13 protein-coding genes are annotated in these 16,649 nt (G+C 30.3%); 4 read left to right on the top strand and 9 right to left on the bottom strand.

The window, feature by feature from the left end:
- Positions 1-68 precede the first annotated feature (68 nt).
- Entirely contained in the window at positions 69-1,394 is a 1,326-nt protein-coding gene (locus tag ABWU86_RS05295; RefSeq protein ID WP_353321801.1) for an MFS transporter, read from the bottom strand.
- A gap of 80 nt (positions 1,395-1,474) precedes the next feature.
- Between ABWU86_RS05295 and ABWU86_RS05290 the strand changes: the two genes are divergently transcribed.
- On the top strand, positions 1,475-1,870 hold the full coding sequence (locus ABWU86_RS05290) for a MerR family transcriptional regulator (protein ID WP_353321799.1): 396 nt from the start codon (positions 1,475-1,477) through the stop codon (positions 1,868-1,870).
- Between the two features lie 36 nt (positions 1,871-1,906).
- On the opposite strand, the gene ABWU86_RS05285 is transcribed toward ABWU86_RS05290, so the two are convergent.
- Entirely contained in the window at positions 1,907-2,506 is a 600-nt protein-coding gene (locus ABWU86_RS05285) for a DUF4352 domain-containing protein (protein ID WP_353321797.1), read from the bottom strand.
- A complete protein-coding gene (locus ABWU86_RS05280; RefSeq protein ID WP_353321795.1) occupies positions 2,493-2,849 on the bottom strand; it encodes a transporter in 357 nt (118 codons plus the stop codon). The genes ABWU86_RS05285 and ABWU86_RS05280 overlap by 14 nt, the downstream gene beginning before the upstream one ends.
- Positions 2,850-3,243: 394 nt before the next feature.
- Here ABWU86_RS05280 and ABWU86_RS05275 point away from each other — a divergent pair, with 394 nt between their 5' ends.
- On the top strand, positions 3,244-3,795 hold the full coding sequence (locus tag ABWU86_RS05275) for a GNAT family N-acetyltransferase (protein ID WP_353321793.1): 552 nt from the start codon (positions 3,244-3,246) through the stop codon (positions 3,793-3,795).
- 137 nt (positions 3,796-3,932) lie between these two features.
- A complete protein-coding gene (locus ABWU86_RS05270; protein ID WP_353321791.1) occupies positions 3,933-4,118 on the top strand; it encodes a hypothetical protein in 186 nt (61 codons plus the stop codon).
- A 46-nt stretch (positions 4,119-4,164) separates the two neighbouring features.
- Here ABWU86_RS05270 and ABWU86_RS05265 read toward each other — a convergent pair whose 3' ends face one another.
- From ABWU86_RS05265 to dcm, 5 genes are all read right to left on the bottom strand, one after another.
- The gene (locus ABWU86_RS05265; RefSeq protein WP_353321789.1) at positions 4,165-7,158 is read right to left on the bottom strand and encodes an SIR2 family protein; all 2,994 of its coding nucleotides are present in this window, start codon (positions 7,156-7,158) and stop codon (positions 4,165-4,167) included.
- Positions 7,159-7,243: 85 nt separating this feature from the next.
- Positions 7,244-9,790 (bottom strand): SNF2-related protein, encoded by a 2,547-nt coding sequence (locus tag ABWU86_RS05260; RefSeq protein ID WP_353321787.1) that lies wholly within the window; start codon positions 9,788-9,790, stop codon positions 7,244-7,246.
- Positions 9,777-10,934, bottom strand: a complete 1,158-nt coding sequence (locus tag ABWU86_RS05255; protein ID WP_353321785.1) for a hypothetical protein — start codon at positions 10,932-10,934, stop codon at positions 9,777-9,779. The genes ABWU86_RS05260 and ABWU86_RS05255 overlap by 14 nt, the downstream gene beginning before the upstream one ends.
- Before the next feature lie 4 nt (positions 10,935-10,938).
- Positions 10,939-13,305: a hypothetical protein gene (locus ABWU86_RS05250; protein ID WP_353321783.1), complete on the bottom strand. Its 2,367-nt coding sequence runs from the start codon at positions 13,303-13,305 to the stop codon at positions 10,939-10,941.
- A 112-nt stretch (positions 13,306-13,417) separates the two neighbouring features.
- Positions 13,418-14,707 carry a DNA (cytosine-5-)-methyltransferase gene (dcm, locus tag ABWU86_RS05245; RefSeq protein WP_353321781.1) on the bottom strand — a complete coding sequence of 430 codons (1,290 nt, stop codon included), beginning with the start codon at positions 14,705-14,707 and terminating at the stop codon, positions 13,418-13,420.
- A 90-nt stretch (positions 14,708-14,797) separates the two neighbouring features.
- On the opposite strand from dcm, the gene ABWU86_RS05240 reads away from it, so the two are divergent.
- A complete protein-coding gene (locus tag ABWU86_RS05240) occupies positions 14,798-16,240 on the top strand; it encodes a Sau3AI family type II restriction endonuclease (protein ID WP_353321779.1) in 1,443 nt (480 codons plus the stop codon).
- A 15-nt stretch (positions 16,241-16,255) separates the two neighbouring features.
- On the opposite strand, the gene ABWU86_RS05235 is transcribed toward ABWU86_RS05240, so the two are convergent.
- Positions 16,256-16,606: a hypothetical protein gene (locus ABWU86_RS05235; RefSeq protein ID WP_353321777.1), complete on the bottom strand. Its 351-nt coding sequence runs from the start codon at positions 16,604-16,606 to the stop codon at positions 16,256-16,258.
- Positions 16,607-16,649 lie beyond the last annotated feature (43 nt).

The raw sequence follows: 16,649 nt of genomic DNA, 5'->3' as shown, positions 1-16,649 counted from the left end.
CCCCTCTTTAATAAATTAATTATATTATCATAATAACATTAAAAAAGACTGCCAATGGCAGTCTTTTTTTATTTGTGAATCCGTTTAATATTTATTGCCATGACGATTGGCACAATGATGAAAATGGTCATTAATAATGTTTGGTAATGGTAGGCCGTCACAACATTGGTGATCGATGCAGTTAAACTAACCACGATTGATAAAACGATGGAACTGCCCAGTTGATGGAAGACATTAACCGCACTGGAAGTCGCCCCACCTAATTCTTTTGGTGTATTAGCCACTCCGGAAATGGTGAGTGGACCAAACGAGAAGCCTTGACCAATCCCAATCACAACCATTGGCAACGCAATGGAAATCCAATAACCATAATGTAAGTCGAGCATAAATAGTATGAAGACCCCAACGAATGAAACAATTGTCCCAAATAAGAGGATGTTTTCATTCTTATACTTGGCAGCGAGTTTGGATTGAACAAAACCAAATAAGAATTGTGGAATTGTCTCTGGCATGAAACCAAACGCAGCTAGTAGTGGTGTAAAGCCATAGTATTTTTGCAGAACTTGCGGCACTAAAAAGAAGAATGAGAACATCGCGCCGATATAACAGAAACGGGCAATGTAGGCAGAGACGCGTTCACGATCTTTGAAAATGGTGAGTGGCATAATCGGGTTGTCAATTTTGACCTCACGAATTAAAAAGACAATGAGTAAGATGATAAATAACGCGATGAATAAGATATGATGACCACTACCGTTAATTCCATTAACTAGTGATAGAATCGCTAAGACCGATAGAATTGAACCGAAGTAATCTAGTTTTTGATGCGCTTGCGCAGGTCTAGCTGGAACGGTGAAGATTGTTAATAAAATTAGTAAAAGTCCTAATGGGACGTTGATTAAGAAACCTAATCTCCATGAAACAAACGTGGTCACAATTCCACCGATAATCAAGCCAACACTGGCACCTAATCCAGCGGTGACACCATAATATGAAATTGCCTTTTCACGTTGTTTTCCTTCATAATTATCTAGTAATAATGCCAGTGAAGTTGGTGCTAAGATGGCAGAACCGATGCCTTGAAAACCGCGCATGATAATGATGAAACTACCGGTGGGAGCAATCCCAACTAGCAATGAACATACAGTAAAAATAACGAGGCCGACTAAGAAAATCCGTTTACGCCCATATAAGTCCCCTAAACGACCACCTAACAATAGTAGACTGCCGAAGACTAACGCATAGATGTTGGTAATCCAGGCGATACTTTGTGGCGTCATTTGAAGGTCGGATGCAATCTTGACGGTACTGGTAAAGACGACCGAATTATCTAGTAAAATTAAAAAATAGCTCAGTAAAATAATTGGCAGAATGATGCCAAATTTGTTTTTCATCGTAATTTCCCCTTTGAATGTGATAAAATCATCATAATACTTAAAGCCAACTTTAAGGCAAGCGAAAGAAGGAAATAATTTTGAATATTAAAGAAGTTACCGCTCAAACTGGTGTCCCTGCTTCCACGATCCGTTATTATGAAAAAGAAGGGATTATCCCGCCAGTCAACCGTAATAGCGCCAATGTCCGCGACTTCGATGACCATGCGATTAGACGCATTGACTTTGCGAAGAAGATGCGCGATGCGGGGATGGAAATCAGTACGTTAAAACAATATATCCATTTGTTTGATAATGTCGAAAATAGCGAAGATCAACAATTAGCGATGTTAGTCGAACAAAAGCGCATCATGGAAGAAAAACGCGATAAAATGCAAAAGGCGATTGATCACTTAGCGCATAAGATTGAAAACTTCGACTCCCACATGTTGAAAGTTGAAGCTGAATTAAGAACAATGGCACAAAATAATAAGTAAATAAAAAAGCAGTCCGATTTGGACTGCTTTTTATTTTTAGTTTAAATCGATATCAACTGTGTTGTTATCAAAATAATCAGGTTGGTATTGTAGTTTTAATTTAGCACTTGGGTTAGCTTCACCAATTAGGTAACCGGTAACCTTTGCACCTGTATCAAGAGTACCGTCTTCGATAGTGTTATTATCGTAATCGTCATTACCAGTATCTGCATCTAGATCAGTTGCATTACCATCGGCACTCAATTTAAAGTCATATGCGTTATAATCTTGTTTTTGGTTGGTGTCATTTTCAATAGTTACATTGATAACAACAAACTTGTTACCACTTTTAGGTGTTTCATAGTCGCTTCCTGAATCATACTTAACATCGTTAACCATGATTTTGTAACCTTTATAGTCGATAGTTTCACCGACTTTATATTCCTTTGATAAAATATTATCAGAACTTGAAACCTTAGTTGCACTTCCGCTTGTTGTCTTTACATCTGAGCTTGAGCTAGCGTTGTTGATAGAATCATCACTACTACCTTGTGTACCAACGAATACAATCACAGCAACAGCAGCAACAGCAGCAACAGCAATAATTACCCAAATCCACCAAATTTTATACCATGGAGTTACATTATTGTTGTTCATTGGTTGGTTCTCCCTTCTTAGCTGGCTTTTGAAGGAATTCAAAAACAGTTGAAATAATCAATAATACGATTGATGGGAAAGCAAATAATAATGCTAACCCTGATAATACTGAACCAATAATCCCCAAAACTGGTCCAACAATTGAAATGCTTAATTGTTTAGCGTAGTACAATGCTAATACATTTAATACTACCCCAATCCAAGTAATAATATAAAAAACTCCAGCCTCGGTATTTCCATTATTAGCGATTGCTTCTCCGATAATGAAAATCCAAGATACAAATAACATCACTGCATTAAAAATATTGTAAATTGCAGTCCATGTGTTCATTCTTGACTTCATATGTATTTCCCCCAGAACAAATTTAATTTATACACATATATAATTTTACCACTTAATTTTTTATATTAAAATTATTTTTATATTATACTTATAATTAGAATATCATAATTAAAAAAGACAACCTCAACGGTCGTCTTTTTTATAAAATTGGCTTTAGCTGTGAATCAACCATTACTAGGTAAAGGATGGTGACCTACATTGATTCCACCATGGTAAAGCCAAGTTTTGATTAGTATTAAGTAGCTTGGGAGTAATATATCTGGAACAATTTTTAATATAGGAAACAATTGTAAATTCTAAATAAAAATAATGTAAAAGTTATGTAAACATTCAAAGATATCAATCTAGTGTTATTAAGCGTATACTTAGTGCAAATGAAAACGGAGGCCACAATATGAAAACGATTTTAGAGTTCAAGCACCAAGATGATGACATTATGATTGGGTTAGTTGATATGACAATGGCGCAAGCTATTTTTAAGTTGGTGCAAGATGATCGTGATATGTTGAGTGAGTGGCTTCCGTGGGCGAATTCGATGAAGACGATTGAAGATGAATACGCCTTTATTGAGTTTGCGCAGATTGAGTATGAGAAGAAGAATTTGATGGCGTGCGTGATTGTGGTGAATGGTGTGATTGCAGGGATGATTGATCTGCATAACATTGATTTAAAAAACCTGGTTGCCGAAATCGGATATTGGTTAAGTGCTGATTTTCAACACCGTGGCCTCATGCATACCTGCGTCGATAAATTATGTCGATACAGTTTTAATCAAATGGGATTGAAGGAAATTAAATTACTGGCTCGTCCAGATAATCAAGCGAGTCGACATGTCGCAGAAAGCTGTGATTTTGAATTAGTTTCTGAAATTCCAGCCGTTCATATCGTCGGTCAAAACGATAAAGATTGGGTGATTTATTCAAGAAAAATTCAGGACGAAAAATAGCTATTTTTTAGACAAAAGTATAATTAAAACGTTGATATGACAGGATTTGGATTGATTTCAAAAAAGTTGAAAATTTTTATTTACTCTCAGCTCAAAATCAATTAAAATAATCTCCATCAAGTATATGGGGTAAATCTATGAAAATAAATTATTCTCTAGTTTTTGACGTTTTAGTTAGGTTAGCATTTCTGTGCTTTGCAGTCTGGATTCAAGTAGCATATAGTTATGATTCAATGGCACATCTAGTTTCTTATTTAATGATGCTATTTAACCTATTCACAATTTTTTATGACACTAACTTTAGAAAAGGAAAAAAGGACTAACTCGAGGGGAGTTGGTCCTTTTTATACATAGGTATACAATATTTAGCTACTCTATCTTTCTTCTTTTTGTAAAAGCTTTTTGCATTTCTACATTACTAGCAAACATAAATTTATAATTAGATATAATGTCAAATTGATTATCATCACATCTATTAACTACGAAATCAGAAACTTCATATTGATAACTTGTAATAATGTTTTCATACAAAAGTTTAATATAAAGTTCAATAAAATCATTCGTTTGATGATTATCCATTTTTGATAGTTTTTCTTTGGTCCAGCCCATTATATTAATACTATAACGGATATTTTTTAAATTATTAAGTATTACATCTTCAAAATAAATAGCTCTTTGGTACAGTGGTTGTTTTGAAGAAATGAAACATCTAAGATATTGGACTAAACAATTAGGAGTATTCACAATAATAAATGATACCCACTCGTCATCATAATGGCCATCCAAGTTTAAATACATAATATCTCTCATTAATGATACGGAATTTTTAACACATAACTCTTCATATGATAAGAGATCGTTAGGACTGTAAATCCTACTTAACATATATAGAATATGCGGAATTACATTAGTTATCGTTTCATCATCTGAGTTCAACAATGATTTCAACTCTTTATCATAATCACACACTAATTTACTAAACATTTTTTTATTGTTAACTAATGGAACCCAAAATTTATTTAAAATAGACAATATATATTCACTGCCTAGTCCTGGTTCATATGGAAATTTTTCCAAAAAATAACCTTTAATAAAGGATACATTTTTTGCCTTAAAAGAAGATACTTTGTTTAAAACATCATTATTTTCTTTCTTATTGTTCTTACATACTTCCAAGCATACTGATATATAAGGCTCTATAAATGAAATAAAATTACTAAAGCTAGAATCATTACACTCATATATTACTAAGTTAATAAAAACAGAAGATACATTAGAACTATAATCACAGTATCTTAACATCTCATCCCATATTTGCTTATCTAATCCCATGAATTTTACACAATCTCTATTTTTATAGAACTTACAGATTCTATCAATTAAAATTCTACTTGGATTAATTTTCAATAATTCCAAATAAACTTCCTCATAACAAAAAAATAATTCATTTATTTTGTCAACAAAAACAGATTCAATTTTATTAATATGTTTATTTCTCTTAATCCGTACTTTTAAATCAATTATTGTTTGTTCTACACTTAATCTCACTACATTTCCGTTATTAAATATCATTCGTTCTCCTTTAGATAATACATTAAAAAGAGTGCCAAATTCTATGTCATCTTCAGAAATAAGTGAATGTTCTGTAATATTTACAGGTCCAATATTTTCAGAATAAGTTTGTCTTTCAATTAGCATTTTAAATAATGCTGTGTTTATAAATTTTTCACTTATATTATTTTTCCATGGTTTATTTAGAAAATATATTTTTTCTTCAAACCATAAGTTATAAATTGCTTTCCACTTAGAAGTATAGAATAAATCCATGCTTAATAAAGACGAAGATATTTGAGATTCAAATTCACGAATCAAATCATACAGTTCTAGTTCCGATTTTTCTGTAAGTTCATAAAGATTTGATCTATATCCATTTTCATACATTTCTTCAAATTTAGAAGCGCTATCTTTATCCTTCATAGATTTTACAAGAATCCATCCAGATATTACTCTTTCTTTACTAAAATCAGTATATTGAATATCTTCACGAAGTGACATTTTTTCATAAAATTCATATAATTTTTCATTTACGTCATCAAAACAAATTTTTTTATAAAATTTATAAGCATAAGTAGAAAAATACGAATTATCATTATTTAATAAATGATTTAAAAAATTTATCTTTTCTTCCTTTTTTAAATCATTTATTTTCTTATTTATAATTTCCCAAACGAAACCACTTAAAAAAATCTTTCCGTTTTTAAATACTTCACTTGTAAAAATTTGATGTATTCTTTGTTTCAAAAGATTACTATTAGAAATCCCCATCAAAAATTCATTCAAATCAAAGTCTATTCTAGATGGATTTCCACAATATGATAATCTATTAAGTATATCGAAAATTTCTTTGTCCTCGGTATACTCATTTCTAAATTTAGAGTAATTCAAACTATTAATATCACCATTTCTTTTAAATTCCTTACTGAGACCACGATTAAATTCAATACTAAAGTCGCTATGGGACTCATTATAAAAAAATGGCTCGATATTATGTTCTTTTAGTTTTTGTTCAATTCTTTTTTGTTCCACTGACTTTGAGCCTTTTTCTTCTAATCTCAATATAGCTACATAAGTATTTTTAACATTATCAAATAAAGACAATATGTAGTCTTCTTCCATACTTGATCCTATAAAGACAAGTAAATATTCTCCGTTAGACAATATATTTTTAAATTCTTTTAACATCTTATTTTCACGATAATAACTTTCATACGAAGAAAATGAGCTTATAAATAGATTTGGATCCCCATAAACGCTTCCATGTAAATGAAAAACTGTGTTATCTGTTATATTAAATAAATCATCATTTAATTCTTTTATGTCTCTAAACTCTCTAAATGAACCTCTAAATTTTTTTAAGTTCATTTCAGTAACATTATCATAATTAGTAGTAAAATAAGCCGCATCTAACTGGCTTAAACTATAATAGATTGAATTATCAAGCACGTTATCTTCGCTAATTATAAAGTGGGCTTTTTCATAATCTCTAAAATGCTTATAAAAATAATCGCTTCCAAAAACATCTTTTAAAAGCTTATATAGCTTTTTCACAATTTTAGTTTTATCTGAATCACATTTTTCATTCTCAGCAATTAAATCTCTTATTCTATTTTTTTGATTTTCGTTTGAATAATAATAATTCTTGATTTTACTATCCCAATATCTCAAAAGTTCCTTTATATATTTATTCCAAGTGGGAATTCCATACGGTACAGAAACTCCTGAACCAATAAAAAATATCAAATGATTGTTTTTACTGGCTTCATAAATCATATGTACCAATCCGCCAATGTTTTCTTTTACCAATTAATAAACACTCCTTTTAATATTTTATAAACATAAAATTGAAACATTTAGATTAGTAAAAAAGCATTCTAATAAGAATGCTTTTTTAATCGCCAATGATTCTAGAAATTTCTTCCTTTTCATCAACATCAATATCAATGGATAATTTAGTTCCATCAACAGCTTTTTTCATTAGGTTTTCTTTATCCTTCAATCTCGAATAAATCTTTTCATCAATATATCCAGGAAGTCCTTCTCTTCCATCTGATATAAAGTAATAGTAATTAGTCTGATCTGTGGGATTAAGTCCAAGACGGTGAATTCTATCCCTTGATTGCAACATGTGAGTTAGATTAAATGAATATTCCAAATAAATTGCATCATGACATACAGAATGAAGTGATACAGATTCAGCCATCGTTTGCGGATTAGCAACAATAACATTTAAATCAGTGTTTTTAAATTCATCAATAATCTGTTCTCTATCTGATAAATCAACACTTCCACTGATTTCTTTAGCGGTAAATCCCATTCTTTTGATGTCTTCACAAACCTTAGACATTGTATCTCTGTTAATACACCAGAAAATTAACTTTCTATCTTGATCTAGTATTTCTTTAGCTACTTCCATTGACTTTAAATATTTAGATGATTTATCAATAACTGGCAATCCTAAAAATTCAGCATCATCAATTTCATCATTATTTATAATTTCTGCTTGGCCATCCTCAAATTCATCCATCAAGTCAGTTTGTGAAGATATCTTTTTCAACAATAAACTTGGATTAGAAGAAAGCTGAATAAGTCTTATAAACAAAACAATTGGCTGATCAGAATATCTATCCCATAAATAAGAGGCCCATTTTTGCTCGTCTTCGCTTACTACAGATCTATATATGTGGTCATCATTAGCATCAGGAACTTGTAATTGCTTCTTATTAGTTCTCCAATAGAATGGATATAGTTTTTCATTTATTTCATTAGATTCTGAACTGTCATTCTTGGCTTTTTTCAATTCATTCAAATCCAATCCAAAAACTTTACCATAATCCTGATTGTACAAAATGTGCATAAAATTCCATATATCACTATAACTATTAGGAATAGGTGTACCTGTAAGAACCATACAGTATTCTACTTTTTTAGAAATATCTATACATATTTGAGCTTTTTTTGAATCCGTAGATTTTATTTTATGCCCTTCATCAAAAACAACCAGAGTTTTATCGTCTAAAATATCATTAAATATTATGTCTGTATTTCCAGGTAATGATTCATAATTAAATAGATACAAATTGTATTCTTTAGATGACATTATCGGTCTTCGATTTTTATCTTGAACATCATAAACGCTTAAGATGGCATCGTTTCCGAAGTTTTCATAAAATTCATCTCTCCAAGCTTTAAATGAATTCTTAGGTCCAACAACTAATATCTTTTCAATGTCATATATTGCTCTTAAATATGAAAAGGTCCCATAAACCATTGATGTCTTACCAGATCCAGGGACAGAGAAATTTCCAACTCTTTTCATAGCTTTCATATAAAAACTAGCCCACATCTGTTGTTCACGTAATTGTCGGGACATGCCCAAAGAAACCACTGTCTTAAATTTTTTAAATTCAGATAATATGGAATCATCTTTTTCCTTTATTAAAGTCCCCATTTCTCTTAATTTATCTATAGGTAGATCGTTAGACTTTTTGAGAAACTTAAATAAATCATCACTAATTCTTAAATTCAAGTCTCTATTTTGACAATATGACGTTATGGAATCAACAATATAACTAACGTTATTAACACTCAATTCATCCTTAAATACCCATTTATCTTTATCGAGTAAATAAACATTTCTAATTGTTCTAATATCGGAATCAGAATAGTCAAAATTAAAGTTAGGAAAATTAATCTCCATCATTAATTTTCCGTCATATTTTAAAACTATTTGTTCTTTAGCTGACTCTGATGAATCCATTTTTATGAATTTATCTTTGCTAAAGGAGATTAACTCATCTCTTAATATTTCATCAAATTCCTTAACCATAATAGTGTCATCATCAGAGGAATTATTCCATAAATCATTAAAGACGACTTCTCTTTCAATTATTGAAACTTTATCTTCATCCGACGTCCAGCTTTTATTAACTGTTATCGATTCATAATTATTTAAAAAAGCTGCTTTAGTCTCATTCAATGATCCAGAGAAAAACAGATAATCATTTCCATCACTAATAATTCCGTATTTTGCATGGAATATTCCGCTATTTTTGAATCCCACTTTTATTTCAACTAAACCTATTTCTATTAAATAAGCAAGATTACAGAAATCATTTTTTTGATCTAAACTTAGTTCATTAAAGTCTGATAATTTCTTTTTTATATCAGATTGAAAGTTATTTTTATCCAAATAACCTTTCTTCATCAGTATATAATCTTCATCACTAATTGTATTAGATATAATCAGTTGATATTTACCATTGTTTTTATAAAGCCCGTATAACCCTTTAGCGAACAGTGATAACGCAGCTGAACTAAAATATCCACTTACTCTTTTATATTTAACAGCTTCCGAAAGCGCTTTGTCATAAAAATCTTTCTGAATATTGTCCGCTCCAGTGGAATATGTCATCTTAAATTTTTTATCTCTTAGCATTTATAAACTCCGAAAGATTATCCACTTTATCTTTTAATTGGTTTAATTTATTAATAAAGTTCGACTTAAGTTCACTACTCATATGATTTACATCATCTATATCAACTTTAGATATGTTATTAAGGGCTACATCAACTAATTTTTCCTCTTTATTTTTTTCTTTAGATAACGCAAATTCTTCAATTATATCTTTAGAGAAATCCGAAACTGATTGCTTTGTTTCTTTATTTAAGTATCCATCATCGTGAAATGATTGATATGTTTCAGCATTAATCTTCTTAGCGTCATTAATTTTATCTTCTGTAAAAACTTTATCGTTTTTACATGAATCGATTAATGATCTTATTTTTTTAGAATCATATCCACTCATAAACGCAGAGAAACATGTTTCTTTTATCGCTTGTTTTCTCTCTTCATCCATCCCTTTAGACTTTACAATCTTTTTCATTTCATTCAATGTTCCATCTAGTTTTTGTTCTCTCGCAAAATTAAATTGCAAAGGTTTTCCGATGAAATCAAGAAAATCAATCATTATTCCAGCCATTATAATGTCATCTTGAACTTTTCCGACAGACTGATTACTGTCTTGAGCGTACTCAGAAATAGTAAATTCTTTATTTTCAGCCATTAGATTTCTATAAACGCCAACATATCTATCGATTGGATTGTAAGAAACTTTTTCTTCCAAATTTTGAATTTGAAGTTCTAATTTCTTAACATCTTTATCTTCGTACTTACTTTTATCCAAAACGACAGCTATTATATGTCCATACTTATCATCATTTGTTTCTCTGCTTAATTTCCTTAAACATGTAAATCTTCTGTTCCCATCAATAACTGTTCCATCACTCATAACAACTGCAGATTCTCGTTGTCTTGTTGCTTTAATGTTAGCCATGGTTTTTTTATTATCAGCAGGGGCACTATCGAAAATAAATGATTCAATCTTATCCTCAGTAATATCTTGATTTGTTGCTTCTATTTCAGTCATGAAAGAAGCAATTCGATCGTTTTTTCTATTGTATTTAAGCATATCAAGCGGAATTCTATATGTTTTATAAGTGTTTGTTTCACCCTTTAAATCTAATGTCTTGGTTCCAACTTCTTCAAAATCTCCATTTGAAATATTATCTAGTAAATTCATCATATTAATCCCCTTTTTGTTTATCTAAGTAGTAATCTTCTTTATTGTTGTATATTTTCTCAAAGTATTCAGCGTAATAATTACATCTCTTTATTACTAATTTTTTCGATAAAATAACACCATACTTTTCCTTTATTTCATCAATAAAATCAATAATATCGCTAACATTCCCTAGTTTAGACAATTCAATACTAATAAAATCTTCTATAACATCTTTATAATTATTACTATAAATACGTACGCTATTATTTGTAATCCTCTGTACTACTCTCAATCTACCTGAGCAGTTAATAATGTCATCATAAAAACAGTCATTAAAATAGTATCCAACAATCTTATCTTCCAGAGAATCAAGCAACATTTTAACTGAAACAAATCGATGGTTTCTTGAGCTAATAACAAAATTGCTTATAAAATCTAAAATATCTTTTTTATCGATTTCACCATCACTAATGTCTTTTAAGTATTCAATAGTACAAAACTTACCAGGTTCTATTTGGAATACTTCTAACTCTTTTTGCAAAAATTTTAAAGACGTTCTTATAGAACGAGAGGTTAGCAATATATTATATTTAGCATCATCAAAATCTGATATTCTTATTACATGTTTCAATGCTTTTGATATGCTATCGTAAGTATTTTTAACATATACATCACCTTTATGGGTGTATCCAAATTGTTGATAAAGACTACCATCATAATCTTTACCGGTAATTATTTTAAATTTTTCTTCTAGGTAAATATCTTCCGACAACTTATTATTTATATCTTTATTTATTTTAGACGAATCATTAGATTCTTCATGAAAATGATTTATAATAAATCTCTTAACATACTGAACAGATAAACCAAACGTTTTATTCATTTTGTCAGACATTGCATCTATTGACATACCGATATGTTCGTCCATATATTTTTTGAAAAAAACATATTCAGAATCATTTCCTATATGGAAGAATGGCCTTTTAAGTAATTTAATTTTTGGAAAAACATTTTTAAAATAACTAAAATATCCAAATAATTCGTAATAATTTCTAATATCTAGAGATTGCATTAAGCTTTTATTGTTGTCATAAATTCTAAAGAATGAATAATAACCGCCATCCAATTTTTCAATAATTTTATTTAAGCTAATTAATAAATTAACTTTTCTATTGTAGTCATAATATCTTATTTGTCCTAAAGAGCCCTCAATAGTTATGCCCTCTTTTTCTAATCGATTATCTAGGTCATATTCATTCTGTAATTTTGTAGTCCTATATTTACGATTATACATCGACATAAATACGCTTTTTGAAAAAACATAATCTTTATTTAATGTAATAAATTCTACTAAACTTCTGCTAAACCTACCGTTTAACAAATTGTCACTAGCGAATTTTTCATTAGAGTAAATAAAAAAATCATCCTTATGGTTGTTATACTCTTCGTATGTTAGTCTTTTAACTCCAGAATCACAAAAAACATTAATAATATTATATGTCTCAATACTTTCGTCAAATAACCCGCAAAACATTTTTGCATCTAATCTATATTCTTCAAAAGCATTTCTATATTTATAAAACTCAATCGATTGATTAAAAACATAAAAAATATTTTTAATATCTTCTTTGACTTCATCTTCGCTCTTCTCAAAAGCAGTAGCAACAAACACTTCTGACTTTCCATCTAAAAGGTATAAAAGTTCCTCTTTATGATTAAAATCTTTTTTCAAGAAATCTTTATAACTTCTTCTAACGACATCCCTATCCACATCGAACAAAATATTACTAGGGAACTTATAATATCCCCACTCAGTTATAATATATCCATCTTGTATAAGGTCAATCGTTAAAGAAATAACACTTGCTTTTTCTGGAATCCTAACTTTTAGATTTGATAAATAATGATTAACATCATCATAAAAATTTTCAGCCTTCACCTTTTTATTCTTCATCAAATAAAAAAGTATCAATTCCTTTATATATTCAACATCGGATGAAAATTCTTCCAAGAAATTATCGCATGGTGTTAATATGCTCTCTACAAAAGAATCTTCAAAGTATATTCTTCCAGAATAAAGTCTGTTGATAATGTCTAATAGGTCATTACTTATATCTCTTAACCTACATATAACAGATTCACTTGCTCCAAATGATTTTAATAAATTAACAGAGTATAAAAAATCCTGATTATGTACTTCTGCTTCTCTAAGATTGTTTTGGGCTTTATGTAATTGTTCTGCGTAATTATTGCCACCTCCAACATCCAGTAAAAATTCTAAAGATTTATCAATTATGATCAAGTCAAAAACGTTATGAATTTTATCAACAAAATATTGATTGTTATCAATTTCATAAATATTTTTGAACTCACAAGCAGTCTTAGTCATCAGTCTCACTTCTTTTATTCATATATAGTTATATAAAAATACATAATAATTAATATTTAAATTATATAACGTATATAACAATAAAAAAAGAGAAACCTTTTTAGGTTCCTCTTTATTCTTCATACTCTTCAACTATATTTTTAATGCCCTTACCGATACCTTCAATTATACTTGTTACTAATGCATTACCCATAAAGAACATTCTCATTCGATCGGAAACCTCTTTGACTTCTCCATCGACTATCTTGTATTTAGTCCAGTCGTCTGGGAAGTCTTGTAGTCTTTCTGCCTCAATTGGTGTCAAAATTCTATATCTATCATTAATCTTTAACCAATGGGTTGATCTGTTTACACTTCCTTCAGAAGTAAGCATTGTTCTTCCTGGAAGAGATAAGTCTTCATAAGGTGACATTCCACCTTCACTATAAGTGTAAGTATGTCCATCCGCACTGGTTCTATCAATTCTTTTAGGACCACGTAGGTAGGCAAACTTATCAATCTTAGCTTGATCATCAACATAATATTTTTCATCAACGTCTTCTTCAGGCAAGATAATGTCTCTCAATGGAATTGGATTCTTTCCTGAATTAGGGACAGAATCTACTGTATAGTATCTGCCATGTCTCATAATTCCGGTATTAAATACCTTTCCTGTAAAGTTATCCGAAGCTTCAACAATATCATCAGGTAGTTCATAATAAGCTCTTCTACCCTTATATAATTCTTCCTTGATAGGAAATTCTTTAGCAAATAGACCTTCTTTGAAGATGTATTCATCATAAGCATCATCAGCCATTAAAATGCTATCTTGTTCATACTTTTCATCTAAATGCTTAGCATATGGTAAGTCATCCCTAAACACAAAGAAATAAACGCGTCGACGACGTTGTGCTCGACCGTATTCTGCAGCATTAATAACACGCCATTCTACTGAATATCCTAAGCTATTAAGTGCAGTTAACATAATTGAGAAGTCACGACCACGCTGACTGGCAGGCGCCTTTAGTAGTCTATCGACATTTTCAAAAATCATGTACTTAGGATGGATGTTTTCTGCGGCACGAATAATTTGCCAGAATAAGACACCCTTTTTACCTTGAATACCCATTTCATTTTTCTTTGATCTCGCAACGGAATAATCTTGGCATGGAAAACCACCAACAATTATATCAGCATCCATTGATTTGAATTTTTCATCGGAAATTTCTGCAACATCAATTCCGATGTTATCGGAATCTGGGAAGCGATAGTTATAAACATCAAAAGCATCTTGGCTTTTTCTACCAGGTTCAAATTGGTTAGCCCATTTTGTTTGGAATAGTTCCTTATCTGCATTATCTAATCCAATGCGGAATCCACCAACACCGGCGAATAATTCCAAAACATTTAATTTTTCTGCCATGATAATCACTCCTTTTTCAAATTTACTATCTTCTATTATATAATAGATGTTGAAAAGGATCAACACATATTGTCTATTAGTGAGGTAACTATGGAATTTAAGACCAAGGAAGACGTACATAATAGAGCTGTTCAAATTGAGCACATCAAACAATCTGACTTAATAAATCAACTTAATCTAAATATAAAAGGCAACAAAAACGCAATGGGTGACGTTTTTGAAGCCTGGTTTGGCAAGCCAAAAGACTCAGCTAGCGAACCAGACTTAGGAGTCTCTGAATTAAAGGCTACCCCATTTAAAAAGTTAAAGAATGGCAAAATAAGTGCTAAAGAAAGATTAGTGCTCAACATTATTAATTACGCAGAGTTAGACAAAGAAATTTTTGATAAAAGCCACTTGTTAAGAAAAAATAAGGTGCTTGAACTAGCGTACTATGAATACAATAATGACATTCCAAAGTCTGATTGGTATTTTGCTAAATGTGTTACCTATGAAATGCTAAAAGATAAAACTGATTTAGAAATCATAAAACGTGACTGGGAAACTATTCAATCATATGTAAAAAATGGTCATGCCGAAGATATTAACGAAGGATTAACCAACTACCTAGCTGCATGTACTAAAGGAAAAAATAAAAATTCACTAAGATCACAACCTAATTCTGATGTTATGGCTAAACAAAGAGCATTTTCATTCAAGAGTAGTTTCATGACTACCCTATTAAGAAACTATATTTTTGGCGACAAAAAATCAGACGCGATAATCAAAGATGCTAAATCTTTAGAAACACAGTCTTTTGAGGATATCATCATTGATAAGTTCAAACCTTATATTGGTATGTCCGTTAATGAGATAATTAAAAAATTAAATATCCCCGTAAAAGAATCTAAAACTATTGGAAAATACAACGTAGCAATCGTAAATAAAATTCTAGGCATCAAAAGTAGAAACGGAATAGAAGCTGAAGAATTCCAAAAAGCGTCAATTGTTCCAAAAACAATTCAATTTAATTATAAAAATAACAACAAAGAAAGTATGTCTTTACCACCATTCAAGTTTAAGGAATTGGCAAAAGAAAAATGGGAAGATGATGAAGGAAATCCATCCGCAACCCTAAATATATATTTTGCTGAAAGTAAGTTTCTATTTATAGTATTTAAATCCGATGAACAAGGTAATAATTTCTTAAAAGGGATTAAATTTTACCGAGTTCCTGATGAGCAAAGAAATTCAATAATCAAAAATGCTTGGTTATCTACTGTTGAAGAACTAAATGATGGAGTAAAACTAACATACGACGAGAGAAGAAAGCGCGTATCAAACGATTTGATTTCTGCAAAGGATAAGATGATTATCCATGTTAGACCGCATGCTGCTCATAGTAGTTATATAAATAACGTAAATTCTAACGAACTTCCTAAACCTGCTAGATGGATTAATAAACCTAAAGAATACTCAAATAATTACATGACTACTCAATCATTTTGGTTAAATAGTAGTTATATTAAAAAATCAGTTGAAGATTTATTGTAAATAGAGATGATATTTTCATCTCTTTTTTTGTATTCTATAGTAAAACTTCCCGAATAAATTTATGACTCCTTTATTCTCACCAACATCTTTATATTCATCCCTTAAAAGTAATTGAATCCGATAATTTCTTTCAAGCCATCCCACCATATCCATTACCTCTGCATTATTTTCTTTATCAAATGCCAGATAGTCTTCTTCGGGTTGTTCTAAATTATTATAGTCAGTAAACTCATCAATCATGATTCGATATGCAAGAATGGCTAATTTCCAATCATAATTTTTATATTTAATCTGATAGTTTTTATCATCATATGTTCTTAAGTCTTCTTTATAAGATTCACATGCAATTTCCGTAATATCTCTCATATAACCACCTACCAGTAATCATTATAGATCGAATTACCATACA

The organism is Apilactobacillus pseudapinorum (genome assembly GCF_040369555.1).
GTDB lineage: Bacteria > Bacillota > Bacilli > Lactobacillales > Lactobacillaceae > Apilactobacillus.
The sequence above is the reverse complement of the archived record's forward strand: the minus strand, read 5'-3'. Positions and strand labels throughout refer to the sequence as shown.

Coding starts and splice junctions, on each gene's coding strand:
- ABWU86_RS05235 (WP_353321777.1), bottom strand. CDS start 16,606: ATGAGAGATATTACGGAAATTGCATGTGAATCTTATAAAGAAGACTTA.
- ABWU86_RS05250 (WP_353321783.1), bottom strand. CDS start 13,305: ATGACTAAGACTGCTTGTGAGTTCAAAAATATTTATGAAATTGATAAC.
- ABWU86_RS05285 (WP_353321797.1), bottom strand. CDS start 2,506: ATGAACAACAATAATGTAACTCCATGGTATAAAATTTGGTGGATTTGG.
- ABWU86_RS05260 (WP_353321787.1), bottom strand. CDS start 9,790: ATGCTAAGAGATAAAAAATTTAAGATGACATATTCCACTGGAGCGGAC.
- ABWU86_RS05255 (WP_353321785.1), bottom strand. CDS start 10,934: ATGAATTTACTAGATAATATTTCAAATGGAGATTTTGAAGAAGTTGGA.
- ABWU86_RS05240 (WP_353321779.1), top strand. CDS start 14,798: ATGGAATTTAAGACCAAGGAAGACGTACATAATAGAGCTGTTCAAATT.
- ABWU86_RS05295 (WP_353321801.1), bottom strand. CDS start 1,394: ATGAAAAACAAATTTGGCATCATTCTGCCAATTATTTTACTGAGCTAT.
- ABWU86_RS05280 (WP_353321795.1), bottom strand. CDS start 2,849: ATGAAGTCAAGAATGAACACATGGACTGCAATTTACAATATTTTTAAT.
- ABWU86_RS05275 (WP_353321793.1), top strand. CDS start 3,244: ATGAAAACGATTTTAGAGTTCAAGCACCAAGATGATGACATTATGATT.
- ABWU86_RS05270 (WP_353321791.1), top strand. CDS start 3,933: ATGAAAATAAATTATTCTCTAGTTTTTGACGTTTTAGTTAGGTTAGCA.
- dcm (WP_353321781.1), bottom strand. CDS start 14,707: ATGGCAGAAAAATTAAATGTTTTGGAATTATTCGCCGGTGTTGGTGGA.